The sequence below is a fragment of the Polaromonas sp. P1_F8 genome, assembly GCF_056405635.1.
In genome coordinates this window covers 1,306,663-1,332,595 of record NZ_JBFUBS010000001.1, presented here as the reverse complement: position 1 = coordinate 1,332,595, position 25,933 = coordinate 1,306,663, and the positions used below count along the sequence as shown (strand labels likewise).

At 62.0% G+C, this 25,933-nt stretch carries 25 protein-coding genes; 15 read left to right on the top strand and 10 right to left on the bottom strand.

Features of this window, described 5'->3' with window-relative positions:
• Positions 1-27: 27 nt before the first annotated feature.
• The gene (polA, locus tag AC1D1J_RS06310; RefSeq protein ID WP_477694164.1) at positions 28-2,859 is read left to right on the top strand and encodes a DNA polymerase I; all 2,832 of its coding nucleotides are present in this window, start codon (positions 28-30) and stop codon (positions 2,857-2,859) included.
• A gap of 4 nt (positions 2,860-2,863) precedes the next feature.
• Here polA and AC1D1J_RS06305 read toward each other — a convergent pair whose 3' ends face one another.
• The 4 genes from AC1D1J_RS06305 to AC1D1J_RS06290 form a co-directional block, all read right to left on the bottom strand.
• Positions 2,864-3,805 carry an SAM-dependent methyltransferase gene (locus tag AC1D1J_RS06305; protein WP_477694163.1) on the bottom strand — a complete coding sequence of 314 codons (942 nt, stop codon included), beginning with the start codon at positions 3,803-3,805 and terminating at the stop codon, positions 2,864-2,866.
• Positions 3,806-3,830: 25 nt separating this feature from the next.
• A complete protein-coding gene (locus AC1D1J_RS06300; RefSeq protein WP_477685135.1) occupies positions 3,831-4,253 on the bottom strand; it encodes a hypothetical protein in 423 nt (140 codons plus the stop codon).
• A 60-nt stretch (positions 4,254-4,313) separates the two neighbouring features.
• On the bottom strand, positions 4,314-4,835 hold the full coding sequence (locus AC1D1J_RS06295; RefSeq protein WP_477694162.1) for a thiol-disulfide oxidoreductase DCC family protein: 522 nt from the start codon (positions 4,833-4,835) through the stop codon (positions 4,314-4,316).
• A gap of 79 nt (positions 4,836-4,914) precedes the next feature.
• Entirely contained in the window at positions 4,915-5,487 is a 573-nt protein-coding gene (locus AC1D1J_RS06290) for a GbsR/MarR family transcriptional regulator (protein ID WP_477685137.1), read from the bottom strand.
• A gap of 97 nt (positions 5,488-5,584) precedes the next feature.
• Here AC1D1J_RS06290 and AC1D1J_RS06285 point away from each other — a divergent pair, with 97 nt between their 5' ends.
• The 8 genes from AC1D1J_RS06285 (at position 5,585) to AC1D1J_RS06250 (ending at position 12,376) form a co-directional block, all read left to right on the top strand.
• The gene (locus tag AC1D1J_RS06285; RefSeq protein WP_477694161.1) at positions 5,585-6,490 is read left to right on the top strand and encodes a helix-turn-helix domain-containing protein; all 906 of its coding nucleotides are present in this window, start codon (positions 5,585-5,587) and stop codon (positions 6,488-6,490) included.
• Positions 6,491-6,648: 158 nt separating this feature from the next.
• The gene (locus AC1D1J_RS06280; protein ID WP_477665594.1) at positions 6,649-7,449 is read left to right on the top strand and encodes a fumarylacetoacetate hydrolase family protein; all 801 of its coding nucleotides are present in this window, start codon (positions 6,649-6,651) and stop codon (positions 7,447-7,449) included.
• 143 nt (positions 7,450-7,592) lie between these two features.
• A complete protein-coding gene (locus AC1D1J_RS06275) occupies positions 7,593-8,504 on the top strand; it encodes a dienelactone hydrolase family protein (RefSeq protein WP_477694160.1) in 912 nt (303 codons plus the stop codon).
• A 394-nt stretch (positions 8,505-8,898) separates the two neighbouring features.
• Positions 8,899-9,735: a ZIP family metal transporter gene (locus tag AC1D1J_RS06270; RefSeq protein ID WP_477694159.1), complete on the top strand. Its 837-nt coding sequence runs from the start codon at positions 8,899-8,901 to the stop codon at positions 9,733-9,735.
• A 165-nt stretch (positions 9,736-9,900) separates the two neighbouring features.
• Entirely contained in the window at positions 9,901-10,125 is a 225-nt protein-coding gene (locus AC1D1J_RS06265; RefSeq protein ID WP_477694158.1) for a hypothetical protein, read from the top strand.
• Positions 10,125-10,310: a hypothetical protein gene (locus AC1D1J_RS06260; RefSeq protein WP_477694157.1), complete on the top strand. Its 186-nt coding sequence runs from the start codon at positions 10,125-10,127 to the stop codon at positions 10,308-10,310. Before AC1D1J_RS06265 ends, AC1D1J_RS06260 begins: the two co-directional genes overlap by 1 nt.
• Before the next feature lie 228 nt (positions 10,311-10,538).
• Positions 10,539-11,801, top strand: a complete 1,263-nt coding sequence (locus tag AC1D1J_RS06255; protein WP_477694156.1) for an FAD-dependent oxidoreductase — start codon at positions 10,539-10,541, stop codon at positions 11,799-11,801.
• A 392-nt stretch (positions 11,802-12,193) separates the two neighbouring features.
• Positions 12,194-12,376 carry a hypothetical protein gene (locus AC1D1J_RS06250; protein WP_457280007.1) on the top strand — a complete coding sequence of 61 codons (183 nt, stop codon included), beginning with the start codon at positions 12,194-12,196 and terminating at the stop codon, positions 12,374-12,376.
• A gap of 130 nt (positions 12,377-12,506) precedes the next feature.
• Here AC1D1J_RS06250 and AC1D1J_RS06245 read toward each other — a convergent pair whose 3' ends face one another.
• From AC1D1J_RS06245 to AC1D1J_RS06230, 4 genes are all read right to left on the bottom strand, one after another.
• Positions 12,507-12,926 carry a hypothetical protein gene (locus AC1D1J_RS06245; protein ID WP_477685141.1) on the bottom strand — a complete coding sequence of 140 codons (420 nt, stop codon included), beginning with the start codon at positions 12,924-12,926 and terminating at the stop codon, positions 12,507-12,509.
• A 43-nt stretch (positions 12,927-12,969) separates the two neighbouring features.
• Positions 12,970-13,869, bottom strand: a complete 900-nt coding sequence (locus AC1D1J_RS06240) for a sulfurtransferase (protein ID WP_477685142.1) — start codon at positions 13,867-13,869, stop codon at positions 12,970-12,972.
• A 10-nt stretch (positions 13,870-13,879) separates the two neighbouring features.
• A complete protein-coding gene (locus tag AC1D1J_RS06235; protein WP_477685143.1) occupies positions 13,880-14,782 on the bottom strand; it encodes a DMT family transporter in 903 nt (300 codons plus the stop codon).
• 92 nt (positions 14,783-14,874) lie between these two features.
• Positions 14,875-15,993, bottom strand: a complete 1,119-nt coding sequence (locus AC1D1J_RS06230; protein ID WP_477685144.1) for an aromatic ring-hydroxylating oxygenase subunit alpha — start codon at positions 15,991-15,993, stop codon at positions 14,875-14,877.
• 278 nt (positions 15,994-16,271) lie between these two features.
• Between AC1D1J_RS06230 and AC1D1J_RS06225 the strand changes: the two genes are divergently transcribed.
• From AC1D1J_RS06225 to AC1D1J_RS06200, 6 genes are all read left to right on the top strand, one after another.
• Positions 16,272-16,532 carry an exodeoxyribonuclease VII small subunit gene (locus tag AC1D1J_RS06225; RefSeq protein WP_477667991.1) on the top strand — a complete coding sequence of 87 codons (261 nt, stop codon included), beginning with the start codon at positions 16,272-16,274 and terminating at the stop codon, positions 16,530-16,532.
• Between the two features lie 69 nt (positions 16,533-16,601).
• Entirely contained in the window at positions 16,602-17,522 is a 921-nt protein-coding gene (locus AC1D1J_RS06220; protein ID WP_477685145.1) for a polyprenyl synthetase family protein, read from the top strand.
• 65 nt (positions 17,523-17,587) lie between these two features.
• A complete protein-coding gene (dxs, locus tag AC1D1J_RS06215; protein ID WP_477694155.1) occupies positions 17,588-19,498 on the top strand; it encodes a 1-deoxy-D-xylulose-5-phosphate synthase in 1,911 nt (636 codons plus the stop codon).
• 279 nt (positions 19,499-19,777) lie between these two features.
• Positions 19,778-20,857, top strand: a complete 1,080-nt coding sequence (locus AC1D1J_RS06210; protein WP_477685147.1) for a TRAP transporter substrate-binding protein — start codon at positions 19,778-19,780, stop codon at positions 20,855-20,857.
• A 260-nt stretch (positions 20,858-21,117) separates the two neighbouring features.
• Positions 21,118-22,197: a TRAP transporter substrate-binding protein gene (locus AC1D1J_RS06205; RefSeq protein WP_457280016.1), complete on the top strand. Its 1,080-nt coding sequence runs from the start codon at positions 21,118-21,120 to the stop codon at positions 22,195-22,197.
• Positions 22,198-22,418: 221 nt separating this feature from the next.
• Positions 22,419-23,498 carry a TRAP transporter substrate-binding protein gene (locus AC1D1J_RS06200; RefSeq protein WP_477685148.1) on the top strand — a complete coding sequence of 360 codons (1,080 nt, stop codon included), beginning with the start codon at positions 22,419-22,421 and terminating at the stop codon, positions 23,496-23,498.
• A 265-nt stretch (positions 23,499-23,763) separates the two neighbouring features.
• Here AC1D1J_RS06200 and AC1D1J_RS06195 read toward each other — a convergent pair whose 3' ends face one another.
• Positions 23,764-24,261, bottom strand: a complete 498-nt coding sequence (locus AC1D1J_RS06195) for a hypothetical protein (RefSeq protein ID WP_477694154.1) — start codon at positions 24,259-24,261, stop codon at positions 23,764-23,766.
• Positions 24,262-24,365: 104 nt separating this feature from the next.
• Positions 24,366-25,907, bottom strand: a complete 1,542-nt coding sequence (locus tag AC1D1J_RS06190) for a TRAP transporter large permease (RefSeq protein WP_457280019.1) — start codon at positions 25,905-25,907, stop codon at positions 24,366-24,368.
• Positions 25,908-25,933 lie beyond the last annotated feature (26 nt).

Genomic DNA, 25,933 nt, shown 5'->3' with positions numbered 1-25,933 from the left:
GGGCCGATATCCCCGACAATCGGCTTCATGAGTACCGACAAAAAAACACTGCTGCTGGTGGACGGCTCCAGCTACCTGTACCGCGCCTTTCATGCCATGCCCGACCTGCGCGCCAACCCGGGCGACCCGGCCAGTCCGGCGACCGGCGCCATACGCGGCATGGTCAACATGATGCAAAAGCTGCGCAAGGACGTGCGCGCTGACTTTGCTGCCTGCGTGTTCGACGCCAAAGGGCCGACCTTTCGCGATGCGCTGTACCCTGAATACAAGGCCCAGCGCTCACCCATGCCCGACGACCTGCGCAGCCAGGTCGAGCCCATCCACGAGGTGGTTCGGCTGTTGGGCTGGAAGGTACTGGATGTTCCGGGCGTGGAGGCCGACGACGTGATCGGCACGCTGGCCTGCATTGCTTCAAAGCAGGGGATCGAAGTCATCATCTCCAGCGGCGACAAGGACTTGAGCCAGCTGGTCGACGAAAATATCACCGTCATCGACACCATGAACGACCGCCGGCGCGACCTGGCCGGGGTGGAGGCTGAATTCGGCGTACCGCCGCGCCTGATGGTCGATTACCAGGCACTGGTCGGCGACGCGGTCGACAACGTGCCCGGCGTGCCCAAGGTCGGCCCCAAGACGGCCGTGAAGTGGCTGCTCGAATACGGCTCGCTTGATGCGCTGGTGGCACGCGCCGGCGAGATCAAGGGCGTGGTGGGTGAGAACCTGCGCCAGTCACTCGATTGGCTGCCCAAAGGCCGTGAGCTGCTGACCATCAAGAAGGACTGCGAACTGGACGGCTACATCCCCGGCCTGCCCGCCCTTGATGCCATCACCATCGGCGGCCAGCAGACGGAACCCCTGAAAGCCTTTTATGAAAAGTATGGTTTCAAAGGCCTGGTCAAGCAGATCGAAATCGAAAGCACGCCGCCGGAATTGATTGGCGGACCTGAAGGCAGGCACAAGCCCGCGCCCGCCGGCGGTTCAGGCGGCCGTTCGGACTCGCCGGGCCTGTTTGACGAAGCGCCCCTGACCGACACGCCGCCGGCTGAACGTGCCAGCAACCTGAATTACGACACGGTGCTCACCTGGGAGGCGTTTGACCGCTGGCTCGCCAAAATCGAAGCGGCTGAGCTGGTCGCGCTGGACACGGAAACCACTTCCCTTGATGAGATGCAGGCCGAAATCGTTGGCCTGAGCTTCAGCGTCACGCCCGGCGAAGCGGCCTACATTCCGCTCACGCACGACTACCCCGACGCGCCCGCGCAATTGCCGCGCGACGAAGTGCTGGCTCGCCTGAAACCCTGGCTGGAAAATCCAGCCAAAGCTAAGCTGGGCCAGCACGTCAAATACGACCGCCATGTGTTTGCCAACCACGGCATTGAAGTGCAGGGCTATGCGCACGACACCATGCTGCAAAGCTATGTGCTGGAAGTGACCAAGCCGCACGGCCTGGCCAGCCTGGCCGAGCGGCATGTGGGCCGCAGCGGCATCAACTATGAAGACCTGTGCGGCAAGGGTGCGCACCAGATCAAGTTCAATCAGGTCGACATCGCCAAGGCCGCCGAATATTCCTGCGAAGACTCCGACCAGACCCTGGACGTGCACCGCGTGCTGTGGCCGCAGCTCGAGGCCAACGAGAAGCTGCGCTTTATCTATGAGCTGGAAATGCAGAGCAGCGAAACGCTGTACCGCATTGAACGCAACGGCGTGATGATCGATGCGCCCACGCTGGCCGCGCAGAGTCACGAGCTGGGCCAGCGCATCATCCAGCTGGAAGCCGAGGCCTACGAGATCGCCGGCCAGCCCTTCAACCTGGGAAGTCCCAAGCAGCTCGGCGAGATTTTCTTCGACAAGCTCGGCATGCCGGTCATCAAGAAGACCCCCAGCGGCGCGCGCAGCACCGACGAGGAGGTGCTGGAAAAGCTGGCCGAAGACTATCCGCTGCCTGCCAAGCTGCTCGAGCACCGCTCGCTGAGCAAGCTCAAGGGCACTTACACCGACAAGCTGGCGCAGCTGGCATTGCCCCGCACCGGCCGTGTGCACACCCACTATGCACAGGCTGTCGCGGTGACTGGGCGGCTTTCCAGCAACGACCCCAACCTGCAGAACATCCCTATCCGCACTGTGGAAGGCCGGCGCGTGCGCGAGGCCTTCATTGCACCAGCGGGCAGCGTGATCGCCAGCGCCGACTATTCGCAGATCGAGCTGCGCATCATGGCGCACATCAGCGGCGACGAGGCGCTGCTCAGCGCCTTCACCAACGGCCTGGACGTGCACCGCGCCACGGCCGCGGAGGTCTTCGGCGTCGCGCTGGACCAAGTCAGTAGCGAACAGCGCCGCTATGCCAAGGTCATCAACTTCGGCCTGATCTACGGCATGAGCAGCTTCGGCCTGGCGCGCAACCTGGGCATAGAAACCAAGGCCGCGGCCGCCTACATCGACAAATACTTCCAGCGCTATCCCGGTGTCAAGAACTACATGGACCAGACCGTGGTGTTTGCCCAGGAACACCATTACGTCGAAACCGTTTTCGGCAGGCGCCTCTACCTGTCGGAGATCAACGGCGGCAATGGCCCTCGCAAAAAAGCGGCCGAGCGCCAGGCCATCAACGCGCCCATGCAGGGCACGGCGGCCGACCTCATCAAGCTCAGCATGAACAAGGTGCAGGAAGTGCTCGACGCGGAAAAGCGCGCCACCAAAATGATCATGCAGGTGCATGATGAGCTGGTGTTTGAAGTGCCCGAAGCCGAAGTCGAGTGGCTGCGTACCGAGATCCCGCGCCTGATGGCCAGCGTCGCTGAGCTGAAAGTGCCGCTGCTGGCGGAGATTGGCGTTGGGCCCAATTGGGACAAGGCGCACTGATTAGTTAACGCGGCGATGCGTCGCCGTTCGCAGGTTTGCGCGCGGTGACCATGTAGTAGCCAAAACCCGGCAGCCACACGCCCAGGAGGAAGGCCGCATAGGACGCCACGATGTGGCCACGGCGCAGTGGCGAAAGATGGAACCGGGCTCGCCATAATTCTCGCAACGCAAAGCGCGTGGCGAACAGCGGAATCTGCAAGGCGCTTGGCGCCAGGCGCAGGCTGATGTCCTGGAACCGGATGTCGGTGAACCCCTGGCTGGCGAGCGCGGTGTGAAGCGCCTCTTTCTCGGCCAGCTCGTTCACCGCCCAGTGATGGCACCAAAGCCTGTAGATCCGCTCCATGAACCCTGGCAGCGGTTTGTTGTTGCGGCGCAAGGCGTCGGCAATTACCAGCGTACCGCCGGGGCGCAGCAAGCGGGCCGCTTCCCGCACCAGGGCGCGCTTGTCGGCGCCCGGTGCGTGGCAGGCACTTTCAAGCGCGTAGACACCGTCGTACGCACCCGTGCGCAAGCCGGTGTCTACATAGTCGGCCAGGTGAAAGCGGACCTGGTTGGGCAAGGCCGCGGCCTGGTTGAGTTGGGCGCCCTGGACAATTTGCTGCGCTACCAGTGTGACGGCGTCCACCGTGCTGTGCTTGCGGCTCTGGACGATGGACCGCGCCGTGGCGCCAGCGCCGCAGCCTAGGTCCGCAAGCAGGACGGCGCCACTGTCTGGCAAGGCCAGCCGCTCAAGCACCTCCCGGTTCATGCGCTCCAGCATGGCTTCGCGGGCCAGGGGGTTGACCTTCCAGGTCCAGTAACCGAAGTGCATGTTCATGCCGGGGCTCCAGGCCCGGTAGTCCTCGGCCACGGCGTTGTAGTAGGACCGGATGCCCGCCAGCCGTGCTTCACCTCCTTTGGCGGGCGGGGTGATGGCGCGGGGCGTGGCAGGTGTTGCGGTGATCATTTCTGTTCTCCGTTCATGAGCCTCTTCAGGCGGGCCAGCCGGCCGTGGAGGATTCATCGGACACAGCCGATCCGGCGGGCCTGGCGATGCGGGCACCTTGCACATGGGCAGCGAGCTCTTTCGCCGCCAGCCATTGCCGCACCTGCATCCACACATTGCGCGAAATGATCGCCACGGTGACAAACACGCCCGCCAGCACCAGCCACAGCGAACGCCGCACGGTATCGATGACGCTGCTGCGGTCATTGAATTCGCCGAAGGTCAGCATCAGCAGCAAGGTGCCCGACACCGCCAGCAGGTAGGCGCAGCGTATCCAGAACTCCGCGCCACCGTCGGCATCGCACAGCATGCGCAGCACCTTGTAGAGGATGGGTTTGAGGTAAGTGATCGCAACGACCGGGCCGACCAGCGCAATCAGCAGGGAGACAAAAAACAGGTTGGCACTCATGATGGTTTCCTTTCGCTTCGTGTTTGCTCGGAGGGTGGGGGTGAAAAGGTGAGGGGCTGCTTAACGTGAGCAGGTTCCGGTATCGCAGCGCGCCAGGGCCGAGCGTTCGGCCGCGCGCCGCACCGCGCCTTCAAACAGCAGGCGCACAAAGCCGCGTGGGATGCGGTGGCGGTTACGCGCCAGCACCGGGTAGCCCCATTCGGCCAGCGGGCGCAGCAAGGGCATGCGCATGGCGGAGCTGACCCAGCCCAGGCCGACAGCCTCGTACGCCAGCCGGAACACTTCAACGCCCTTGAGTACGCGGCCATCCGCGGTCCGTGCATGGATCAGCGCCAGCAGATCTTCCATCGTGGCGCCGGCGGGCACGTCGTTGAAGTCCGGCGCCGAGACGTCGGCAAAGCGCAGGTGCCCTTCGGTGTCACGCAGCATGAGGTTGCTCATCTCGGCGTTGCACAGCGGGCAGGCGGATTCGTAGAACAGAGTCAGCGGGTAAATGGTGGGATCCAGCCCTGCCTTGAAGCTGTTGTAACGGGTATTGCCGAAGTCGGGCACGCTGCGGATTTTCGGTCGGATGCTTGTCATATTTCTCTCCTTTAGAAATTTCAGTACAAACAGAAATCAATAGTCAAAAAAAGGGCCAAAACTGGCCAGGTCCTTTAAATCAAAAAGTAGGCGGTAAAAGTTCGGAGGGGTCCATGGGTTTGGCGTCGCTGTCGCCGCGCACGAACTTCTGCACGCTGGCGCCCATGCGCAACACCTTTTCAAGTGTGGTGGGCGACAGCCGCAGCATCTCGTCGGCCCACAAGCCCAGGGATTCCATCAGGCGCAGCGTTTCCCGTACCCGGTCCTGGGCATCGGCGGACTCGGCCTCAAAGCCGTCTTCCTTCACCAACTCGCGCAGCATGCGCACGGTCGGGTCAAACTCGCGCTCCTTGCGTTCGCGCACCACGGTGCGAAAGAGTTCCCAGACGTCGAGCGAGGTTTCGTAATAGTCGCGCCTGTCGCCCAGCACATGGGTCGCACGGATCAGGTTCCAGTTCAGCAGCTCCTTGAGGCTGGTGCTGACGTTGGAGCGCGCCACTTCCAGCGTATCGGCGATGTCTTCGGCATGCAGCGGGCGGCCGTGGAAGAAAAGCAGGGCGTGGATTTGTGAAACGGTGCGGTTCACGCCCCAGGCGGTGCCCATTTCTCCCCAGTGGACGACGAATTTGCGGGCGACGGGGCTGAGTTCCATGGCTTTGAATATACGCCGTCTGAAATTTCTGTCAATACAGAAATAAAAGATTCTGAAAAGAAACAACAGCCAAGGCCCAAGCCCGAGAATACGGCGCATGACAGACATCAAGACCTACGGCATGTCCGAGCGGGCCGACCACCTCGACTTCGACATCCGGTCCCAGCTGGTGCGGCCGCCGCTGGTACGTCCGCACCGGCATGAGTATTTCCAGGTCCAGATCAGCCTGCAGGGCGACACTGAACAGAATGTAGCCGGCACGGTGCGGCCTTTCCGGCGCGGCTATTTGAGTTTTATCCTGCCTTACCGCGTGCATGTGATCCCGCATCCCGAGGGCTCGCGCTACGTCATCATTAACATGTCGCAGCAGTTCCTGCGCCCCGGCCTCGATGTGGATCCGCTGGATCTGGAAGACGTGCCCTTGAGCCGCGCGCCCGAACTCGCGCCCTTCCTGTTCCAGGAATACGCTGACTTCTATTTTTCCGAGGAAGAGTTTCCGGAGATCGAAGTGCTGCTGGAAAAACTTGCGTTGGAGAACGCGCATCGCCGCTTCGGCTCCATCGAGATGATCCGCGGCCTGATGCTGCAGCTGATCGGCATGGTCTGCCGCAAGTACGAAGCCGACTTGCTGCGTTTTTCGGCCAGCCAGGCGCAGCAGGGCAGCCGGCGTGCCAGCCTGCAGCGCGCGGTGCGTTACATCCGCGACCACCTGGCCGGCGAGGTCACGCTGGCCGACGCGGCGGCGGCCGCCTTCCTCTCGCCCAACTACCTTGCGCACCTTCTGAAGAAAGAAACCGGCAAGACTTTCACCGACCTGGTGACAGAGCGGCGCCTGGAGTTTGCGCAGGAACAGCTGGCGCACAGCAGCCAGCGCATCGCCAGCATCGCCCATGCCTCGGGCTTTGCCGATGAGGCCTATTTCGCACGGCGCTTCCGTCAGCGCTTCGGACAGACGCCCAAGGCCTACCGCGACAGCGTGCGAGCAAAAATCTCCGGCGCCTGATCCATCCGCATCTGCTGCGGTGCAGCAGCACTGCATTGAATCGTCCGGTTAATGCGTAATTGCGTCCTCCCATAGAAGCCATGCCCGTCCTAAGCTTGATGGTTGGAGAAAAAACGCTGACAACAAGCTCCAGCTTTTATCAATCCCAGGAGACACACATGACACAACCAGACATGAGCAAACGCGGAATTCTGCAAACAGGCGCCCTGATGGCGACAGGCGCTGTCGTCGGCTGCGCCACGCCGGGCACGGCGGCCAATGCGCCGGCCACGCCTTTCACGGTGGCTGAGACCTACATCCCCATCGCGGGCAGCGCCGAAATGTTTCCGGTGCGCCGCATTTACTGCATAGGCCGCAACTACGCAGCACATGCAATCGAGATGGGTTCGGATCCGAGCCGTGAACCGCCGTTCTTCTTTCAGAAGCCGACGGACGCCATTCAGGTGGTGCCGCCCGGCAAGGTCGCAGACCACCCGTACCCCACGCTGACCAAAAACTACCACTACGAAGTCGAACTTGTGGCGGCGCTGGCCAAAGGTGGGCGCAACATCCCGATGAGCGAGGCGCTGGATCGTGTTTACGGTTACGCGCTGGGCCTGGACATGACGCGCCGCGACCTGCAGCGCGGCATGGGCGACCAGAAAAAGCCCTGGGAAATCGGCAAGAGCTTTGACATGTCGGCTCCCATCGGTCCCATTCACAAGGTTGCGCAGACAGGCCACTACACCAAGGGCGCAATCTGGCTCAAGGTCAACGGCCAGGTCAAGCAGAACGCCACGCTCAACCACATGATCTGGTCGGTGGCCGAGCAGATCTCCAAGCTGTCTGAAGCGTTTGAGCTCTTTCCCGGCGACATCATTTACTCGGGCACGCCTGAAAACGTCGGCCCGGTGGTCAAGGGCGATGTCATCGAATGCCATATCGACGGCCTGCCGGAGCTCAGTGTCAAGATCGTTTGAGTTTGAGTTTGAGTGTGGGGCAGGGCGGTGGGCAAGGGAAAACACCAGCGTCATTGCCTTGCGGTGGCAAGAACTTCCGGGGCCGCATAGACTCCGACTGTTTGCCTTTTGACAACCTCCCACAATCTACCGAGGAAACCGCCATGCTTGAACACGACCAGAAGAAAGACTTCGACGCCCTGCTGCCCGGGCGGTCCACCGAAGCCGGCGCCAGCCGCCGCACCGCGCTCAAAACGGCCCTGGGGGTCGGGTATGCCGCCACCGCCATGCCCATCATGGCGCAGACAGCCATCAAAACTTCCTCAGAAGGCCTGAAGACCGGCGAAACCACCTATGAAGTCAATGGCTTCAAGGTGCCCGCGTTTTTCGCGGCGCCGGCCGGCAAGACCAACCTGCCGGTGGTGCTGGTGATCCAGGAAATTTTTGGCGTGCACGAATACATCGCCGACACGGCCCGGCGCTTTGCCAAAGCCGGCTACCTGGCGATTGCCCCCGAGCTCTATGCGCGCCAGGGCGACCCGAGCAAGTACAACGAAATGGCCAAGCTCATGGCCGAAGTGGTGTCCAAAGTGCCTGACGAACAGGTCATGGCCGACCTGGACGGCGCCGTGAAGTGGGCAGCCGCTAACGGTGGAAACGCCAAAAAGGTCGGCATCACCGGTTTTTGCTGGGGTGGCCGCATCACCTGGCTGTATGCCGAACAAAGCAAGAACGTCAAAGCCGGCGTGGCCTGGTACGGCCGCCTGGTGGGCCAGCCATCGGCGTTGACGCCCAAGCACCCGCTGGACCTGGCCGCCAACCTCAAGGCACCCGTGCTCGGCCTCTACGGCGGGCAGGACGGCGGCATCCCGCTGACCACCGTCAACCAGATGAAAGACGCCCTGGCCGAGGCTGGCGCCAAGGACAACAAGGCCGCGGCCGCCTCCGAGTTTGTGGTCTATCCGCAAGCTCCCCACGCCTTCCATGCCGACTACCGCCCGAGCTACCGCAAAGATGCGGCTGACGACGGCTTCAAGCGTGCGCTGGAGTGGTTCAAGGGCCACGGCGTAGCCTGATTCCCCGCCTGCAGGCCGCAAGCCGCCAAGCCCGAAAGGGCCGGCGGCTTTTTTATTACGGCCCCACCAGTTGCGCCCAAAGAATTCTTCAAGCCAGCATGAGCCCCGGAACCGGCTTTGCCGGGCCGTAGGGCGGGCGGCCCCTCGGGGGCAGGGAGTTACGCGAAGCGAACGACCGTGGGGCTCAAGTTCTGCGGCCCCCTCGGGGGGCAGGGAGCTACACGCAGTGAGCGACCGTGGGGGCTAACCACTTGACAGGCTTGATAAGATTGAAACAACCCCGGCCGCAGGCATTGGATGCCGCGCCCGGGGTTTTGTCGTCTGTGGTGTAACCTCTGCGGATAATTTTGAGTGATTTCGGGCCTTAGCCCAATAAATACGAGCGCAAGCAGCTATGACTTTGATAGCAATCCTGGTGGGAACCCTGGCCGCCGGCATCGGCAGCGTGTGGCTGGCGGCGCTGCTCAGCTTTGGCGTGCTGGCCCGCTATACCCAGCACATGCTCAGCCTGGCGGCAGGTGCGTTACTGGCCACGGCCTTCATGCATTTGCTGCCCGAGGCCTTTGAAAGCCAGGCGGGTGCGAAAGAACTGTTTGCTACCCTGCTGGTGGGGCTGGTGTTTTTCTTCCTGCTCGACAAGGCCGAGCTGTGGCACCACGGCCATGAGCACCATGGCGGCGAGCACCATGGCCCCGAGGTGGCTGCGCATGCGCAGCATGACCATGCGGAGCACGTCCATGCCGCACACAGCCACCACAACCATGCGCATGGCGAAGCCAAAAGCGGCAGCTGGGCTGTGCTGGCCGGCGACAGCGTGCACGCTTTCGGCGACGGCATCCTGATTGCGTCGGCTTTCATGGCCGATTTGCGGCTGGGCGTGGTCGCAGCCCTGGCGGTGCTGGTGCATGAAGTGCCCCACCACATGGGCGACCTGGTGGTGCTGCGCCAGACCTCCAACAACCGCCGCGCCGCCTTCATCAAGGTGTCGCTGGCCGGTGCCGTCACCGCGCTGGGCGGCGTGGTCGGCTACGCGCTGGTCGACCAGCTGTATGACTACCTGCCGTTTTTCCTGATCATGGCGTCCAGCAGCTTTATCTATGTCGCGTTGGCCGACCTGATTCCCCAGTTGCAAAAGCGCGTCACTGCCCGGGAAACCATGGCGCAAATCGCCTGGCTGGGCATCGGCATCGGCCTGGTCACGCTGATCAGCGGCCTTGCGCACCACCATTGAGCGGCAAGGCGCAGCTGCGGTTGCGGCTGCTGTCAGACGGCGCCTGACAAGTACAAGGCCTGGCGACCTATAGGCGGGTTTCGGGCGGAGCGGGAAGATAAGGCCAGGCATCTTCCTGATGCCCCGTTGCGTTGTGCAAAACACTGTGCAAAAGGCAGACCCGCCATGAACTTCCATTCAGACTCCACCACGGTTTCCAGCGCCTTCCGCCCCTCGGCCTACGATGTCAGCGGCGAGTTGGCTCATGAAGCGCCACAGCGCAAGCCGCGGAGTTTTCACCGCCCGCGCGCAGCCGCGTACATCGCTTTTTTCATTACCGTTTTCGCCAGCATGGCAGCCGCTGCTGCGCTGGCAATCCATGACATGCCGTTGATGGTGGTGGGCCTGTGATGAGCGGCACGCGCAAGCGGCCGGGCAATGAAGAGCCCGAACCGACGTCGGAGGCGGACCTGCCATCCGACGGCCGGGACGAAAAAGGTGAGGCGATGATCCGCGACTTGCCCAAACAGGCCGGATTCCCGCAGGCTCCAAAGTCTCCCGGCAGGCTGCCGAAAGAATCCGGAAAAGGGAAGTAGCCATGGCCACCAACCCGAACGTTCCGCCACCCGAGCCCCTGCCGCCCCTGGACACCCCGCCGGACCCGGGTGAAGTGCAGACTACCCCCATGCCAATGACGCTGAAATAGGCGAAAACAGCTCCGCAAGAGATGTTGACGGGTCTGGGCGGTGGCTGCCCCGCCTGGAGCTTGCAAGGGCCATCAAGCCTGGATATGGTCGGAGGATTTTCATCCCCGGGGAGACACCATGGCCGACGTAATGAATGTCCGCTGCTGCATCGCCGGCGGCGGCCCGGCCGGTATGATGCTGGGCCTGTTGCTGGCACGCGCCGGGGTGCAGGTGCTTGTGCTGGAAAAGCACGCCGATTTCCTGCGTGACTTTCGCGGCGACACCGTGCATCCCTCCACACTCGAAGTGATCCACGAGCTGGGCCTGCTGGAGAAATTCCTGGCGCGCCCGCACGACGAAGTAAGCGAGTTGCGCGCCGTGGTCGGCAACACCGAACTCGTGCTGGCCAGCTTCAGGCATTTGCACCTGCGCTGCAAATTCATCGCGATGATGCCCCAGTGGGAGTTCCTGGATTTTGTGCGCGATGAGGCGGAGCTGTACCCCGGTTTTCGCCTGATCCAGAACGCCGAAGTGACCGGCGTGATCCAGCAGGGCGGCGTTGTGACGGGCGTGGAGGTCGCCACGCCCGGGGGCGCCTTGCAGGTGATGGCGGACCTCGTGATCGGCGCCGATGGCAGGCGGTCCACGGTGCGCAGTTCGGCGGGGCTGGTCGTGCGCGATCTGGGCACGCCTATTGATGTGCTGTGGATGCGCCTGCCCAAGATGCCGGGCGATCCTTCCACGACGGGTGGGCGCATTACCAACGGCATCTTCCTAGCCATGATTGACCGCCGTACCTACTGGCAGTGCGCCTATGTGATTCCCAAGGGCGGCATCGAGGCCGTTCGCTCGCAGGGGCTGGAGGCTTTCCGAACAGACGTGGTGAAAGTGGCGCCACTCTTTGCCGACCGTATCGCCACCCTGGCCAGCTGGGACGACATCAAGCTTCTGAGTGTCACGGTCGACCGGCTGGAGCACTGGTACAAGCCCGGCCTGCTGTGCATCGGCGACGCTGCACATGCCATGTCGCCCGTGGGCGGCGTGGGCATCAATCTGGCGGTGCAGGATGCCGTGGCGGCGGCCAACGTCCTGGCCGCGCCCCTGGCAAATCCGCAGCTTGACCGCGCCGCGCTGACACCCTTTCTGGCGCAGGTGCAAAAACGCCGGCTGTTTCCCACGCGTGTCACGCAGGCGGTTCAGGTCGCGATCCAGAACCGCCTGCTCAGCCCGGTACTGGCGGCGCGGGGGCGCGACGGCCCGCCCATGGCGCTGCCCTGGCCGCTGAAGCTGATGCGGCGCTGGCCCCTGCTGCAGGCGCTGCCGGCCTATGCGGTCGGCGTGGGCGTGCGGCCCGAGCATGTGCGCTCGCCTGCGCAGCCGGTGGCTGCCGATACGGACTGAATGGTCGTAGTTGCTATTGATTTGATAGCTGGTTGCGCTCGTCCCATAAGGACGAATGGCAGTTTTTATTTGAATTTGTGAGGATTTTCGGGACGCCCGGCCTTTTCCCTACCTGTATCGGCCTTCTTTTTCTACCTTCCATTTTCCAGTGGGGATTTGAACGCTGGTGTCCGAGCGGAAAAGACGGAAGAAGATGGTTTGTAGGTTTGTTCCTACGCAATCCACAGGCATTGCCTACATTCCCGGGCAGGAGCGGTGCCTACAGTGAATAGGGCAGGCACAGGTGCGTAGCAGGTGTGCAAGCGCCGCAAACCACCCCCAATCCCACTCAACAGTCTGCACCTCGCTACGGCTTTCCTGCCGCACGCAGAGGTGACCTTCAGGAGACCGTCATGAAAACCACCGCAGAGACACTTCACTCCCACAGGCCCGAACCCAGCCCTTCGAAAGGACGCCTGGGTGACAGGCCCGACAACGGCTCGCGGAGCAGTCGCGGTGCCGGCCCTTCGTCGGGTTCACGGCTTGACAACCCGCACAAGCGCATCCGGCTGTCCGGCCACGCACGCGCGCATTGATGCGGGTGCTTTTTCATCAAACGTTCGCGTACGTATCAGGCGAAAAACGCTTACAGCCCTGTGGGACACCGTCTCATGGGGTAAGCCCGATGTACCGGGCTAAATTGAATTCCGGCTGACGTTCAGCCACTCACCGTTCAGCCATTTCATCTTCAAAAAAGGAAACCGACATGCACGCATCCAAATTCAAACCTGCTGCCCTTACCGCCGTTGCCCTGGCCGCTTTGCTGGCACTGGGAGCCTGTGGCAAAAAGGTGGAAGACACCGGCGCGTCGCCTTCGACACCAGCCGCTTCACCTTCGACCACACCTTCGCCGTCGACCACGCCATCCCCAACAGGCAGCAGCTCTTCGATGGGTACGTCCACAACCGGTAGCACCCCAATGGGAACCAGCACAGCCCCAATGACGGGTGATGCGGCGACACCTGGTACGGCAGCAAGCGCTCCGGCCAAATAACAGACAGGGAAAGCCGGCAATGGGCCGGCGCTTTTTGAGCGGGTCTTGCGCGGCCGCTTCAACATGAAAAAAACCTGCATGCCGGAAAGCATGCAGGTTTTTGTGTTTCTGGCGGGGCCGTGAAGCAGGGTGGCCTCAGCCCTGCGCGACCGGATGCGCAGGGTCGCTGCACCAGTCGCTCCAACTGCCGGCGTAGAGCCCGCTTCTTCCGAGGCCGGCCAGCTCCATGGCAATCAGGTTGGGAACGGCGCTGACGCCGCTGCCGCAGTGGTGCACCACGGTGGCCGGGTTGCGGCCCGCCAGCAGGGCTTCAAACTCGGCCTTGAGTTGCGCTGCCGGCTTGAACTTTCCGTCGGGCCCGAGGTTCTGGCCGAAGGGGCGGTTCAATGCGCCGGGGATGTGGCCGGCCACCGGATCCAGTGGTTCCACCTCGCCCTTGAAGCGTGGCGTGGCGCGTGCATCAACCAGTGTTTGTGCCGGGCGGCCCAACTGGCTCGCCACGGTCTGGGCCGACACCAATGTGGCTTTTTCCGGCGCCAGGAGGAAGCTGGCCTGGAAATGCGCAGGTTCTTCGCCGCTGTTGACGGCGCCGCCGGCGGCCTGCCAGGCTTGGAGCCCACCGTCGAGCACCGCCACGTTTTCATGACCGGCCCACTTGAGCATCCACCACAGGCGCCCGCAGTAGTTGGCGCCGTTGCGGTCATACACCACCGCCTGCATGTTGTTGGCAAAGCCGACGCTGGAAAGCCAGGTGGCGAACTTCTCGCGGTTGGGCAGCGGGTGGCGTCCACCTGACGCCGGTGCATCAGCGCCGCTGGCCGTGATCACGCCATGGGCGCCCGCCACGCCATGCTTGGCACTCAATGCGGTGTCCAGGTTGGCATACACGGCGCCCGGAATGTGCGAGGCCAGGTACTGCTCCTGGCCGGCGTTGGGCTTCATCAGGTCGAAGGTGCAGTCGAAGATACGCAGGGGCTTGGCCGATGCCATCAGGGCTTGCAGTTGTTCGGCAGAAATCAGGGTGGTGTAGCTCATGGAAAGCTCCTTAGTGTTCTTCGGCGGGGGCATTGGGCGCAGCGCGGGCGCGCAAAACAGTTGCGGCAATCGCGCTGACGATGATGAGGCCCATGCCGGCCCAGCCGATCAGGGGGATATTGTCGCCAAACAGGATCAGGCTGTAGATAGCCGCGAACACAATGCCGGAGTACTGCAGGTTGGCCACCATCAGCGTGCCGCCATGGTTTTCAGACATGGAATAAGCCTTGGTCATGGACAGCTGGCCCAGCGAAGCCAGGATGCCGATGGGCGGCAGCCATAGCGCGTGTTCCCAATTCCAGGGTGTGATGCCCATGACGCACATGCCGAGCGCGCCGGCAACCGCCGTGCCCACGGCAAAATAAAACACGGTGCGCGTTTCGGGCTCGCCCATGCGTGAAATCGCCATGACCTGCATGTAGGCAAAGGCCGCACCCAGGCCCGACATCAGGCCCACCAGCCCGGCAAAGGTCTGGTTCTGGTCGATGGCAGGGCGCAGCAACATGACGACGCCGGCAAAGCTGGCGAGGATGGCCATGACGAGAGGCCCCTGGCTGGGCCCTTTCTGGCCGGCCTTGCCCAGCATCAGCGCGCCACCAACCAGGAAGGCCGCAATCCACACGCTGCTCATGTAGTTGAGCGTCATGGCGGTCGCCAGCGGCAAATGGGCAATCGCATAAAACCAGGCCGACAGCGACATCACGCCGATCACGCTGCGCCAAGCGTGCATGGCCGGGTAGCGGGTGGCCAGGGTGATGCCGCGGGCGCGGGCGTAGGCGGCCATGAAGACGATGCCCAGGATGCCGCGGTAGAACACCAGTTCGGCGCTGTTGAAGTGTTCTGACGCGTACTTGACGCAGACCCCCATCGTGGCAAACAGGAGCGAGGAAAGGACCATCCAGACGGCTTGCATTGTTTTCAGGCAGTTATTTTTGGGTAAAAAGTGGCCGTAGCCCAATGAGTACGTGCGCGAGCAGCTATCAAATTAATAGCATGCGGGCACCCTCAGATCATCTGGGTGGTTTTGCTGGCGCCCATTTCGCGGCGGTACCACTCGTGAAAGTGCTGCATGCCGTCTTCCATGGGGCTTTGGTAGGGGCCGAACTCGTTGTCGCCGCGAACCATCAGGGCCTTGCGGCCGGCGTCCATGCGCAGGGCGATTTCGTCGTCTTCCACGCAGGTTTCCATGTAGGCGGCTTGTTGCGCTTCGATGAATTCACGCTCGAAGGCGCAGATTTCTTCGGGGTAAAAAAACTCGACCACGTTGAGCGTCTTGTCGGGGCCCTGTGGATGCAGCGTGCTGACCACCAGCACATGCGGGTACCACTCAACCATGACGTGCGGGTAGTAGGTGAGCCAGATGGCGCCGTATTTGGGCGGTACGCCCTTGCGGTACTGCAGCACCACGTCATGCCATTTCTTGTAGGTGTCGGTGCCGGGCTTGCCCAGCTTGTCTGACACGCCCACGGTCTGCACTGAATAGTTTGGTTCAAGTTGCCAGCGCAGATCGTCGGTGGTGACAAAGCCGCCCAGGCCGGGGTGGAAGGGGCCGACGTGGTAGTCCTCCAGGTAGACCTCGATGAAGGTCTTCCAGTTGTAGTGGCACTCATGCAGGTGCACCTTGTCGAGCTGGTAGCCGGAAAAGTCGAGGTCGGCGTAGGTGGCCAGCTGCGACATCTCGGCCGCCACGTCGCGGCCGGTGTCCTCGAACACCAGGCCATTCCAGGTCGTGGTCTTGTAGCGGTTCAGGTTCAGGCAGGGGTCGATCTCGAAGTGCGGTGCGCCTATGAGTTCGCCTGAGGTGTTGTAGGTCCAGCGGTGCAGCGGGCAGACGATGTTGCTGCCGGTATTGCCGCGGCCCTGCAGCATGGTGGATTGGCGGTGCCGGCAGACGTTAGAGATCAGCTCGATGCCTGAGGCGTTGCGCACCAGTGCCCGGCCTTCGCCCTCATGCGGCAGGGCGTAATAGTCGCCCAAGTGGGGCACGGCCAGTTCATGGCCCAGGTAGCGCGGCCCGCGGGCAAACAGCTTTTGCTGCTCCCGCTGGTACAGGCCCGCATCAAAATAGCTGGAGATGGGGAGCTGGCTGGTGGCCTGCAGGAGACGGAGGCTGAGATCAGACATGCAAATTTCGGTGAACATGCCTCCGCGCCAGGGCGGTGGAGGCTGTTGACAAGCGGGTAGGCAGGCTGAGCGACAGCCCACGGAGAAAACAAGGCCGGATATCCCGCAGCAGGGGCACTGCTGTTATCGAGAACTGTTATCAATTGTACCCGCGCAGGCTTTTTTACGGGTCTTCGCGCGCTGCCACCGGATAATAGAGATGTATGGATTCGTAGCCTCGGGCGCCGGGGCCGCAACCTGCCTGCAACGGCCTAAAATCAGCCTTCATCCAAATCACCATGGCCAAAAGTCCTTCGTCCACCGCTGCTGCTTCCGCTTCCGTTGTTCCGGCATTGCCCGCCAGCTATGAGGCCGCATTGCAGGAACTCGAAGGGCTGGTTGACAGCCTGGAATCCGGGCAGCTGCCGCTGGACCAACTGCTTACCGGCTACCAGCGCGGTGCACAGCTGCTGAAGTTCTGCAGGGACAAGCTTGAGGCCGTGGAAACCCAGATCAAGGTGCTGGAAGGCACGGAACTCAAACCGTGGGTGCAGGAATAACCGGCGCAGCCGACGCCCGGCGCATTGCAGGCAGAACATTCCTTCACCCCCTAAAAAAGAGACCCACGATTGAACGCCCCTGAAAAACTGCCCCTGTTTACCTTGAGCGCCTGGAGTGCCGGGCAGCTTGCCAATGTCGAGAGCGCTTTGTCGCGCTGGGTTGCCTGTCCCAGCGATGCGCCTGCGCCTGCGGGCCTTGGCGACGCCATGCGTTATGCCGTGCTCGACGGTGGAAAACGCCTGCGGCCGCTGCTGGTCATGGCGGCCTGTGAGGCCGTGCAGGGTAATGCGCAAGCCGCCCTGCGGGCTGCCTGCGCGGTAGAACTGATCCACGCCTATTCGCTGGTGCACGACGACATGCCCTGCATGGACAACGATGTGCTGCGCCGCGGCAAGCCTACGGTGCATGTCAAGTTCGGCCAGGCTCAGGCACTGCTTGCCGGCGACGCCCTGCAGGCGCTGGCATTTGAATTCCTCACGCCCCCCGACGATTCAGTTGATGCGGCCACGCAGGCGCGCCTGTGCCGCATGCTGGCCCAGGCGGCCGGTTTTCAGGGCATGGCCGGTGGCCAGGCCATTGATCTGGCCAGTGTGGGCCTGCCGCTGACGTCCGTCCAGCTGCATGAAATGCACCGGCTCAAAACCGGTGCGCTGCTGCAGGCCAGCGTGATGATGGGCGCGGCCTGTGGCGCTGCGACGCTGGCCGCTCAAGACGCCTTGCGCGATTACGGCGCTGCTGTCGGCCTGGCTTTCCAGGTAGTAGACGACATCCTCGACGTCACCGCCGATTCCGCCACACTGGGCAAGACGGCCGGCAAGGACGCTGCCCAGGACAAACCCACCTTTGTATCGCTGATGGGGCTGGAAGACTCCAAAGCCTATGCGCAGCAACTGCTGGGCAAGGCACTGCGCAGCCTGGACGCCAGCGGGCTGGGCCACACCGATGCCCTGCGCGCACTGGCGGACATGCTTGTGAACCGTCATCATTGAAGCCGTCATCAGGATTGAATACCGCGGACCGGGAAACCGGCCTTGCCATAAACAGCGACACCACGATGTACCCATTGCTTGAAACCATCAACAGCCCCGCCGACCTGCGGAGCCTGCCCCGAGTTGACCTGAAACCCCTGGCTGACGAACTGCGTGCCTACGTGCTTGACAGCGTTTCAAAAACCGGCGGCCATCTGAGCTCGAACCTGGGCACCGTGGAGCTGACGGTGGCTCTGCATTACGTCTTTAACACCCCCGAAGACCGCCTGGTGTGGGACGTAGGCCACCAGACCTATCCGCACAAAATCCTCACGGGCCGGCGCGAGCGCATGGACAGCCTGCGGCAGTTTGGCGGCCTGTCGGGGTTTCCGCGCCGCGACGAAAGCCCCTACGACACCTTCGGCACGGCCCACTCATCGACCTCGATTTCCGCTGCACTGGGCATGGCGCTGGCTGCCCAGCAAAAAGGCGAAGACCGCCATGCGGTGGCCATCATTGGCGACGGTGCCATGAGCGCCGGCATGGCCTTCGAGGCCCTGAACAATGCGGGTGTGCACGACCATTGCAAGCTGCTGGTGGTGCTTAACGACAACGACATGAGCATCAGCCCGCCGGTGGGCGCGCTGAACCGTTACCTGGCCCAGCTGATGAGCGGACGCTTTTATGCGTCCGCCAGGCACATGGGCAAGCAGGTGCTGCGCGTGGCGCCGCCGCTGCTCGAGCTGGCCAAGCGCCTGGAGTCGCATGCCAAGGGCATGGTCGTGCCTGCCACGCTGTTTGAAAACTTCGGCTTCAATTACATCGGCCCCATCGACGGCCATGACCTGGAGTCGCTGGTCCCTACGCTTGAGAACATCAAACACCTGATGGATACCAAGGGCGGCCCGCAGTTCCTGCATGTAGTCACCAAAAAAGGCCAGGGCTACAAGCTCGCCGAAGCCGACCCCATCGCCTACCACGGCCCCGGCAAGTTCGATCCGGCCATGGGCCTGCAAAAGTCCAGTGCACCGGCCAAGCAGACCTTCACCCAGGTGTTCGGCCAGTGGCTGTGCGACATGGCCGAGCACGACAGCCGGCTCGTCGGCATCACCCCAGCCATGCGAGAGGGCTCGGGCATGGTTGAGTTCCACAGGCGCTTTCCCGAGCGTTACCACGACGTCGGCATCGCCGAGCAGCATGCGGTGACCTTTGCCGCGGGCATGGCCTGCGAAGGGCTCAAGCCCGTGGTTGCGATTTACTCCACCTTTTTGCAGCGCGGCTACGACCAGCTGATCCACGATGTGGCACTGCAAAACCTGCCTGTCGTGTTTGCGCTGGACCGCGCCGGACTGGTTGGCGCCGACGGCGCCACGCATGCGGGTGCCTATGACATTCCTTACCTGCGCTGCATTCCCAACATGAGCGTAGCCTGCCCCGCCGATGAAAATGAATGCCGCATGCTGCTGAGCTCGGCTTTCGAGCAAAACCATCCGGTGGCTGTGCGCTACCCGCGCGGCGCCGGCGCGAGTATCCAGCCGGGAACCGGCCTTGAGGCGCTGCCCTTCGGCAAAGGCGAAGTCCGCCGTGAAGGCGCGGGTGTTGCCATCCTGGCTTTCGGCACCTTGCTATACCCGGCCCTGCAAGCCGCCGAAAAAATCGGCGCCACCGTCGTCAACATGCGCTGGGCCAAACCGCTGGACACCGAACTGCTGCTCAAAGTAGCAGCCAGCCATGAAGCCCTCGTCACGGTCGAAGAAGGCGCCATCATGGGCGGTGCCGGCAGCGCGGTCAGCGAAGCGCTGCAAGCCGCAGGCATCAACAAGCCCGTACTGCACCTGGGCCTCAAAGACGAATTCATTGAACACGGCGACCCGGCCAAACTGCTGGCCTTGCAAGGCCTGGACGCCGCCGGCATTGAAGCGTCCATCACGGCACGTTTTGCCTCACTGCTGCAGTCTGGCAAATCCCCCAAGCCCGCACTCAAATCCGTCGCTTGATCACGGATTCAGTCAGACCCTGAAAGGCTCTTAAATCAAGCAGGGGCCGCGGGACTGGCTTTGCCAGACCGCAGGCGCAGCGGCCCCCTCGGGGGGCAGGGAGCGACACGAAGTGCGCGACCGTGGGGGCCACATAGACAGCTTCCCGTCAGCTCTTCAAGGGTAAACCCGGCCGGGTCCCTCTCCCCTCATTTTTAGAATTCCCAAAGACCTGCAAAACGGTCTGGCTGGTGCCTGAGCCCAGTGGAATTTTCATTTTTACCTTTCGGAGTCAACCTGATGGATCGTCGTTCACTCATCAAACACGCCGGCATTGCCGGCGTTTTGGCAGCAGGCGTTGCGCCTGCTGTTCACGCACAGGCCGCTGTTCGCTGGCGCCTGGCATCCAGCTTCCCCAAGTCGCTGGACACGATCTATGGAGGTGCTGAAACGTTTGCCAAGCATGTCAAGGCGATTTCAGGCGGCAAGTTTGAGATTTCAGTCCATGCCGCAGGCGAACTGATGCCCGCGTTTGGTGTGGTCGACGGCGTGCAGCAAGGCTCCATCGAGGCAGCCCATACGGCGCCTTACTATTTCTTCGGCAAGGACGAAACCTTTGCCATCGGCGGCGCCATTCCTTTTGGCCTGAACAGCCGCCAGATGAGCGCCTGGACCTTTGAGGGCAACGGCTTGAAGCTGATGCGCGAGTTCTACGCCAAATACAACATGATCAGCTTTCCGTGCGGCAATACCGGCGCGCAAATGGGTGGCTGGTTCCGCAAGGAGATCAAGTCCATTGCCGACATGAAGGGCCTCAAATTCCGCGTCGGCGGTTTTGCCGGCAAGGTCATCGAGCGGCTGGGCGGCGTGCCGCAGAACATCCCCGGCGGCGAGATCTACCAGGCGCTGGAAAAAGGCACCATCGATGCCGCCGAATGGATCGGTCCCTACGATGACCAGAAGCTGGGCTTCAACAAGGTGGCACCCAACTACTACTACCCCGGCTGGTGGGAAGGTGGCCTGCAGCTGGACCTGTACATCAACCAGAAAGCCTACGACGCGTTGTCGCCCGAATACAAGGCGATTGTGGAAGCGGCCAGCGCCGCCGCACACGTCGACATGCAGGCCAAATACGACACCAAGAATCCGACGGCCCTGAAGCAGCTGGTGGGTGCTGGCGCCAAGCTCCGGCCGTTCCCCGCCGATGTCATGAATGCCGCTTTCAAGGAGTCGATGAAGCTGTATGAAGAGCTGTCGGCCAAAAATGAAAACTGGCGCAAGGTCTATGCGGACTATTCGAAATTCCGCGGTGACCAGAACCTGTGGTTCCGTTTTACCGAGGCGACCTTCGACCGTTTCATGCAGAGCCAGAAGCTGTAAAGCCATCAGCTTGATCAGATGGGGGCGAGCGGCTTGCAACTGGCAAGCCGCTCGCTGAAACGTTTTCGTCAAAAAGCCGCCTGCCCAGGCGGCTTTTTTGTGCGCGATCTACGGGTAAAAACGGGGTGTTTTTATGCAAAAGAGTGACAAAGTATCCATGCTCCGCCGATTCAATCTAGGCAATGCAATTCAACTGTTGTAGCAGGCCTAACCGATCTGGCAGATCAACGCAAAATTCGATAACTTCAGGAGAGAGTTTTATGGATCGTCGCTCACTTATCAAAAACGCCGGTATTGCCGGTGTGCTGGCGGCAGGTGTAGCACCTGCTGTTCATGCGCAGGCTGCCGTTCGTTGGCGCCTGGCCTCCAGCTTCCCCAAGTCCCTTGACACCATTTTTGGGGCCGCCGAAGTATTTGCCAAAGCCGTCAAGGCCATGTCGGGCGGCAAGTTCGAAGTGTCGGTTCATGCCGCTGGGGAATTGATGCCCGCTTTTGGCGTGGTCGACGGCGTACAGCAAGGCTCTGTCGAGGCGTGCCACACGGCCCCTTACTATTTCTTCGGCAAGGATGAGACCTTTGCCCTTGGCTGTGCCATTCCCTTCGGCCTGAACAGCCGTCAGATGAGCGCATGGATGTACGAAGGCAACGGCCTGAAGCTGATGCGCGAGTTCTATGGAAAATACAACATCGTCAATTTCCCCGGCGGCAACACCGGCGCGCAGATGGGCGGCTGGTACCGCAAGGAAATCAAGTCGCTGAAAGACATCAAGGGCCTGAAAATGCGCATCGGCGGATTCGGCGGCAAGGTTCTGGAGCGTATCGGCGGTGTGCCGCAGAACATTCCCGGTGGTGAGATTTACCAGGCCCTCGAAAAAGGCACGATTGACGCCGCCGAATGGGTGGGACCTTACGACGACCTGAAACTGGGCTTTAACAAGGTGGCCCCGTTTTACTACTACCCCGGCTGGTGGGAAGGCGGCCCCGAACTGGACTTCTTCATCAACAACAAGGCTTTTGACGCCCTCACCCCTGAGAACAAGGCCATTGTCGAAGCAGCTGCGGCCCAGGCCCATGGCGATATGCAGGCCAAATACGACGCAAAAAACCCCGGTGCGCTCAAGCAGCTCGTGGGTGCGGGTACCAAGCTCCGTCCATTCCCGACCGACGTGATGAACGCTGCTTTCAAGGAGTCCATGGCGCTTTACGAAGAGATCAGCGCGAGGAACGAAAACTGGAAGAAGATCTACGCCGACTACTCCAAGTTCCGCGCCGAGCAGAACCTGTGGTTCCGCTTCACGGAAGCCACGTTTGACCGCTTCATGCAAGCCCAGAAGCTCTGAACCCGGCCCATCGGTCATCCAGAAAGCCGCCTCTTGCAGGCGGCTTTTTTACGTCTGTCCCGATACGGTAAAAACGGGTTGGGCAAGCGGTGGGAAATGCTGACAAAATAGGTCTCTGCCCTCTTGCTCAAAACCGCGGCTTGCAGCCGTCGATTGCCAGCTGGGCGCCCGCAGGTCCATTCGGACCGCAAACCCGACCACCCTTCAGGAGATAGCATTTAATGGATCGTCGTTCACTTATCAAAAACGCCGGCATTGCCGGTGTACTGGCCGCCGGTGTGGCACCTGCTGTTCACGCGCAAGCTGCCATCCGCTGGCGCCTGGCTTCCAGTTTTCCCAAGCCGCTTGACACCATTTACGGCGGTGCCGAAGTGTTCGCCAAGAAGGTCAGCGAAATGACTGGCGGCAAGTTCCAGATCAGCGTCCACGCCGCCGGCGAATTGATGCCTGCCTTTGGTGTGGTCGACGGCGTCGGCCAGGGTTCCGTGGAAATGTGCCACACCGTGCCTTACTACTACTTCGGCAAGAACGAAGCGTTTGCCATCGGCGCAGCGATTCCCTTCGGCATGAACTCGCGCCAGATGTCGGCCTGGATGTACGAAGGCAATGGCCGCAAGCTCATGAATGAGTTCTACGCCAAATACAACCTGGTGAGCTTTCCTGGCGGCAACACGGGCACCCAGATGGGTGGCTGGTTCCGCAAGGAAATCAAGACCGTGGCCGACCTGAAAGGCCTGAAGTTCCGTATTGGCGGCTTTGCCGGCAAGGTGGTGGAGCGTCTCGGCGTGGTTCCGCAGAACCTGCCTGGCGGCGAGATTTACCAGGCCCTTGAAAAAGGCACGCTGGATGCCGCCGAGTGGGTGGGCCCTTACGACGACCAGAAACTGGGCTTCAACAAGGTGGCTCCGTTTTACTACTACCCCGGCTGGTGGGAAGGTGGCCCTGAGATTGATTTTTTCGTCAACAACAAGGCGCTGGAAGCCCTGCCCGCAGAGTACCGCGCGATCATTGACGCAGCCGCCTCACACGCCCATATCGACATGCAAGCCAAGTACGACGCACGCAACCCGACCGCATTGAAACAGCTGGTGGGCGCCAAAACCAAGGTCTTGCCCTTTCCCAAGCCCGTGCTCGATGCCTCGTTCAAGGCGTCGATGGAGTTGTATGCCGAGCTGGCCGAGAAGAACCCTGACTGGAAGAAGATCTACAGCGACTACCGTGCTTTCCAGAAGGACCAGATCCTCTGGTTCCGTTTCGCCGAGTCGCGCTTCGACACCTACATGCAGGGCGTAACTCTGTAAGAGTGGCCCGCGCAAGAAAAAACCGCGATATGTCGCGGTTTTTTTTCGCCTGAAGCAGGTGTCGGAGCTCAGTGCAAGCAGGGTGCCGCGGGACTGGCTTTGCCAGACCGCAGGCACCGCCCCCTGCAAGGGGGGAGGAGGCTACACGAAGTGAGCCTCAACAGGGGTGTGCCAATTATTTACCGCGGGACTGGCTTTGCCAGACCGCAGGCGCCGCCCTGCAAGGGGAGGAGGCTACACGAAGTGAGCCTCAACGGGTGTGTGCTTACCGCTGGCTGCGAAAGGTCTTTAGTTCGCTGACAAGCCGTTCAAATTCCGCGACCATCTCGGGCGAGGCGGCGTAGAACACCGCGAACTTCCCCATCAAGGTACGCACATACAGACGTGGCGCGATCAGCCATTCGAGTCCGCGCACGCGGATCAGCTTGCCGTAGGCGAGTTCGCGCAGCTCCATGTGCTTGTCCCAGACCCAGCTCTGGTAGAGGCCTTGCTCGTCGAGGCGCGTGACGCTGCGCAGGATGTGCCACCACGTGTAGCTCACCATCAGCAGCCCGGCGATGAACCACCCCCCGCCCGCAGCCGCGCCTGAGGCCCTCCCAGCCAGCCAGGCCTGGACAAAAGCTGCGGCCAGGGCCAGCACGATGGTGGTGGCCAACACCTTGAAGGGCACGGAAAACGCCTGCCCAGAGATGCTCCCACCTGTCGGGGTGAACTTGAAGGGCGGCGGGCCGAAATAGGTGCTGGGGGCGGGTACGGGGTCCATGGAGTGCTCGCGGTATGAAAAGGAAAAACTGACAGTATGGGCTGCCAATAAAAACGCCCCTCGCGAAAGGGGCGTTGGACGCTGGCCTGGAAGGCTGCGATCGGTTATTTGGTCTTGAACAGTTCGTCGAGTTTTTTCTGTTCGTCATCGGCATTCGGCTCCGCTGGCGGCGCCAGCGGGTCTGTGCCTGCTGCACCGCTGGCCCCGCCCGCGGGCGGGGTCGCGCTCTCGTCGACGGGTATCTCGATCTTGACCTTGTCCAGGTCAACCACCTCGGGTTTGTCGAGGAAGATCGTCACCGTTTGCGGCACGAAGATGACGATCGCTACCAGAATCAGCTGCATCGCCACCCAGGGGATGGCGCCCAGGTAAATGTCGTTGGACTTGATCGGCTTGGGAATGCGTCCTTCCTTGAACAGGGTGTCGGCGATCCCTCGCAGGTAGAACAGCGCAAAGCCGAAGGGCGGGTGCATGAAGCTGGTCTGCATGTTCACGCACAGCAGCACGCCGAACCAGATCAGGTCAATGCCCAGCTTGTCGGCGACGGGGCCCAGCATGGGCAGGATGATGAAAGCAATCTCGAAGAAGTCGAGGAAAAAAGCCAGGAAGAAGATGAACAGGTTGACGGCGATCAGGAAGCCGGTCTGGCCGCCGGGCAGGCCGCTGAGCATGTGCTCGACCCACTTGGCGCCGTCCACGCCCTGAAATACCATCGAGAAGACGCGTGCACCTATCAGGATGAAGACCACCATGGCTGTCAGGCGCATCGTGCCGCTCATGGCTTCCCAGATCAACGCCGGGGTCAGGCGTTTGTGCATGGCCGCCAGGATCAGCGCACCCACCACGCCCATGGCGCCGGCTTCGGTTGGCGTGGCAATGGCGGTGTTGATGCCGGGCAGGCCACCCATGGAGCCGAGCACGGCAAAAATCAGGATGGCCGACGGGATGATGCCGCGCAGGCATTTACCCCACAGTGCCCAGCCGTTGAGCGTGCGCGCGGTTTTCGGAACGCCGGGAACATGGTGCGGCTTGAACACGCCAAGCATGAAGGTGTAGCCCGCGAAGATCAGCACCTGCAGGATGGAGGGGCCCCAGGCGCCCTTGTACATGTCACCGACGGAGCGGCCCAGCTGGTCGGCCATGACGATCAGCACGAGTGACGGTGGCACCAGCTGGGTGATGGTGCCGGAGGCCGCCAGCACGCCGGTGGCGTAGCGCATGTTGTAGCCATAGCGGATCATCACGGGCAGCGAGATCAGCGCCATGGCGATCACCTGGCCAGCCACCGTGCCGGTGATCGCGCCCAGGATGAAGCCGACGATGATCACCGAGTAGCCGAGGCCGCCCTTGGCGGGGCCGAACAGCTGGCCCATGGAGTCCAGCATGTCTTCGGCCAGGCCGCACTTTTCAAGGATGGCGCCCATGAAGGTGAAGAATGGAATGGCCAGCAGCAGCTCGTTCGACAAAATGCCGAACATGTTGAGCGGCAGGTTGGACATGAAGCTGGCAGGAAACCAGCCCATCTCGATGGCCAGGAAGCCCGAGGCCAGCCCGAGGGCGGCCAGCGAGAAGGCGACGGGAAAGCCGATCAGCATGATCAGCACGAGGCCCGCGAACATGATCGGGGCAAAATTTTCCATCTGCATGGGGTAGTCCTGAAAGTATTTTTATG

Bases quoted from the DNA above. Each gene is read 5' to 3' on its own strand.
- polA (WP_477694164.1), top strand. From the start codon at position 28: ATGAGTACCGACAAAAAAACACTGCTGCTGGTGGACGGCTCCAGCTAC.
- AC1D1J_RS06305 (WP_477694163.1), bottom strand. From the start codon at position 3,805: ATGATCACCGCAACACCTGCCACGCCCCGCGCCATCACCCCGCCCGCC.
- AC1D1J_RS06300 (WP_477685135.1), bottom strand. From the start codon at position 4,253: ATGAGTGCCAACCTGTTTTTTGTCTCCCTGCTGATTGCGCTGGTCGGC.
- AC1D1J_RS06295 (WP_477694162.1), bottom strand. From the start codon at position 4,835: ATGACAAGCATCCGACCGAAAATCCGCAGCGTGCCCGACTTCGGCAAT.
- AC1D1J_RS06290 (WP_477685137.1), bottom strand. From the start codon at position 5,487: ATGGAACTCAGCCCCGTCGCCCGCAAATTCGTCGTCCACTGGGGAGAA.
- AC1D1J_RS06285 (WP_477694161.1), top strand. From the start codon at position 5,585: ATGACAGACATCAAGACCTACGGCATGTCCGAGCGGGCCGACCACCTC.
- AC1D1J_RS06280 (WP_477665594.1), top strand. From the start codon at position 6,649: ATGACACAACCAGACATGAGCAAACGCGGAATTCTGCAAACAGGCGCC.
- AC1D1J_RS06275 (WP_477694160.1), top strand. From the start codon at position 7,593: ATGCTTGAACACGACCAGAAGAAAGACTTCGACGCCCTGCTGCCCGGG.
- AC1D1J_RS06270 (WP_477694159.1), top strand. From the start codon at position 8,899: ATGACTTTGATAGCAATCCTGGTGGGAACCCTGGCCGCCGGCATCGGC.
- AC1D1J_RS06265 (WP_477694158.1), top strand. From the start codon at position 9,901: ATGAACTTCCATTCAGACTCCACCACGGTTTCCAGCGCCTTCCGCCCC.
- AC1D1J_RS06260 (WP_477694157.1), top strand. From the start codon at position 10,125: ATGAGCGGCACGCGCAAGCGGCCGGGCAATGAAGAGCCCGAACCGACG.
- AC1D1J_RS06255 (WP_477694156.1), top strand. From the start codon at position 10,539: ATGGCCGACGTAATGAATGTCCGCTGCTGCATCGCCGGCGGCGGCCCG.
- AC1D1J_RS06250 (WP_457280007.1), top strand. From the start codon at position 12,194: ATGAAAACCACCGCAGAGACACTTCACTCCCACAGGCCCGAACCCAGC.
- AC1D1J_RS06245 (WP_477685141.1), bottom strand. From the start codon at position 12,926: ATGCTTTCCGGCATGCAGGTTTTTTTCATGTTGAAGCGGCCGCGCAAG.
- AC1D1J_RS06240 (WP_477685142.1), bottom strand. From the start codon at position 13,869: ATGAGCTACACCACCCTGATTTCTGCCGAACAACTGCAAGCCCTGATG.
- AC1D1J_RS06235 (WP_477685143.1), bottom strand. From the start codon at position 14,782: ATGCAAGCCGTCTGGATGGTCCTTTCCTCGCTCCTGTTTGCCACGATG.
- AC1D1J_RS06230 (WP_477685144.1), bottom strand. From the start codon at position 15,993: ATGTCTGATCTCAGCCTCCGTCTCCTGCAGGCCACCAGCCAGCTCCCC.
- AC1D1J_RS06225 (WP_477667991.1), top strand. From the start codon at position 16,272: ATGGCCAAAAGTCCTTCGTCCACCGCTGCTGCTTCCGCTTCCGTTGTT.
- dxs (WP_477694155.1), top strand. From the start codon at position 17,588: ATGTACCCATTGCTTGAAACCATCAACAGCCCCGCCGACCTGCGGAGC.
- AC1D1J_RS06210 (WP_477685147.1), top strand. From the start codon at position 19,778: ATGGATCGTCGTTCACTCATCAAACACGCCGGCATTGCCGGCGTTTTG.
- AC1D1J_RS06205 (WP_457280016.1), top strand. From the start codon at position 21,118: ATGGATCGTCGCTCACTTATCAAAAACGCCGGTATTGCCGGTGTGCTG.
- AC1D1J_RS06200 (WP_477685148.1), top strand. From the start codon at position 22,419: ATGGATCGTCGTTCACTTATCAAAAACGCCGGCATTGCCGGTGTACTG.
- AC1D1J_RS06195 (WP_477694154.1), bottom strand. From the start codon at position 24,261: ATGGACCCCGTACCCGCCCCCAGCACCTATTTCGGCCCGCCGCCCTTC.
- AC1D1J_RS06190 (WP_457280019.1), bottom strand. From the start codon at position 25,907: ATGCAGATGGAAAATTTTGCCCCGATCATGTTCGCGGGCCTCGTGCTG.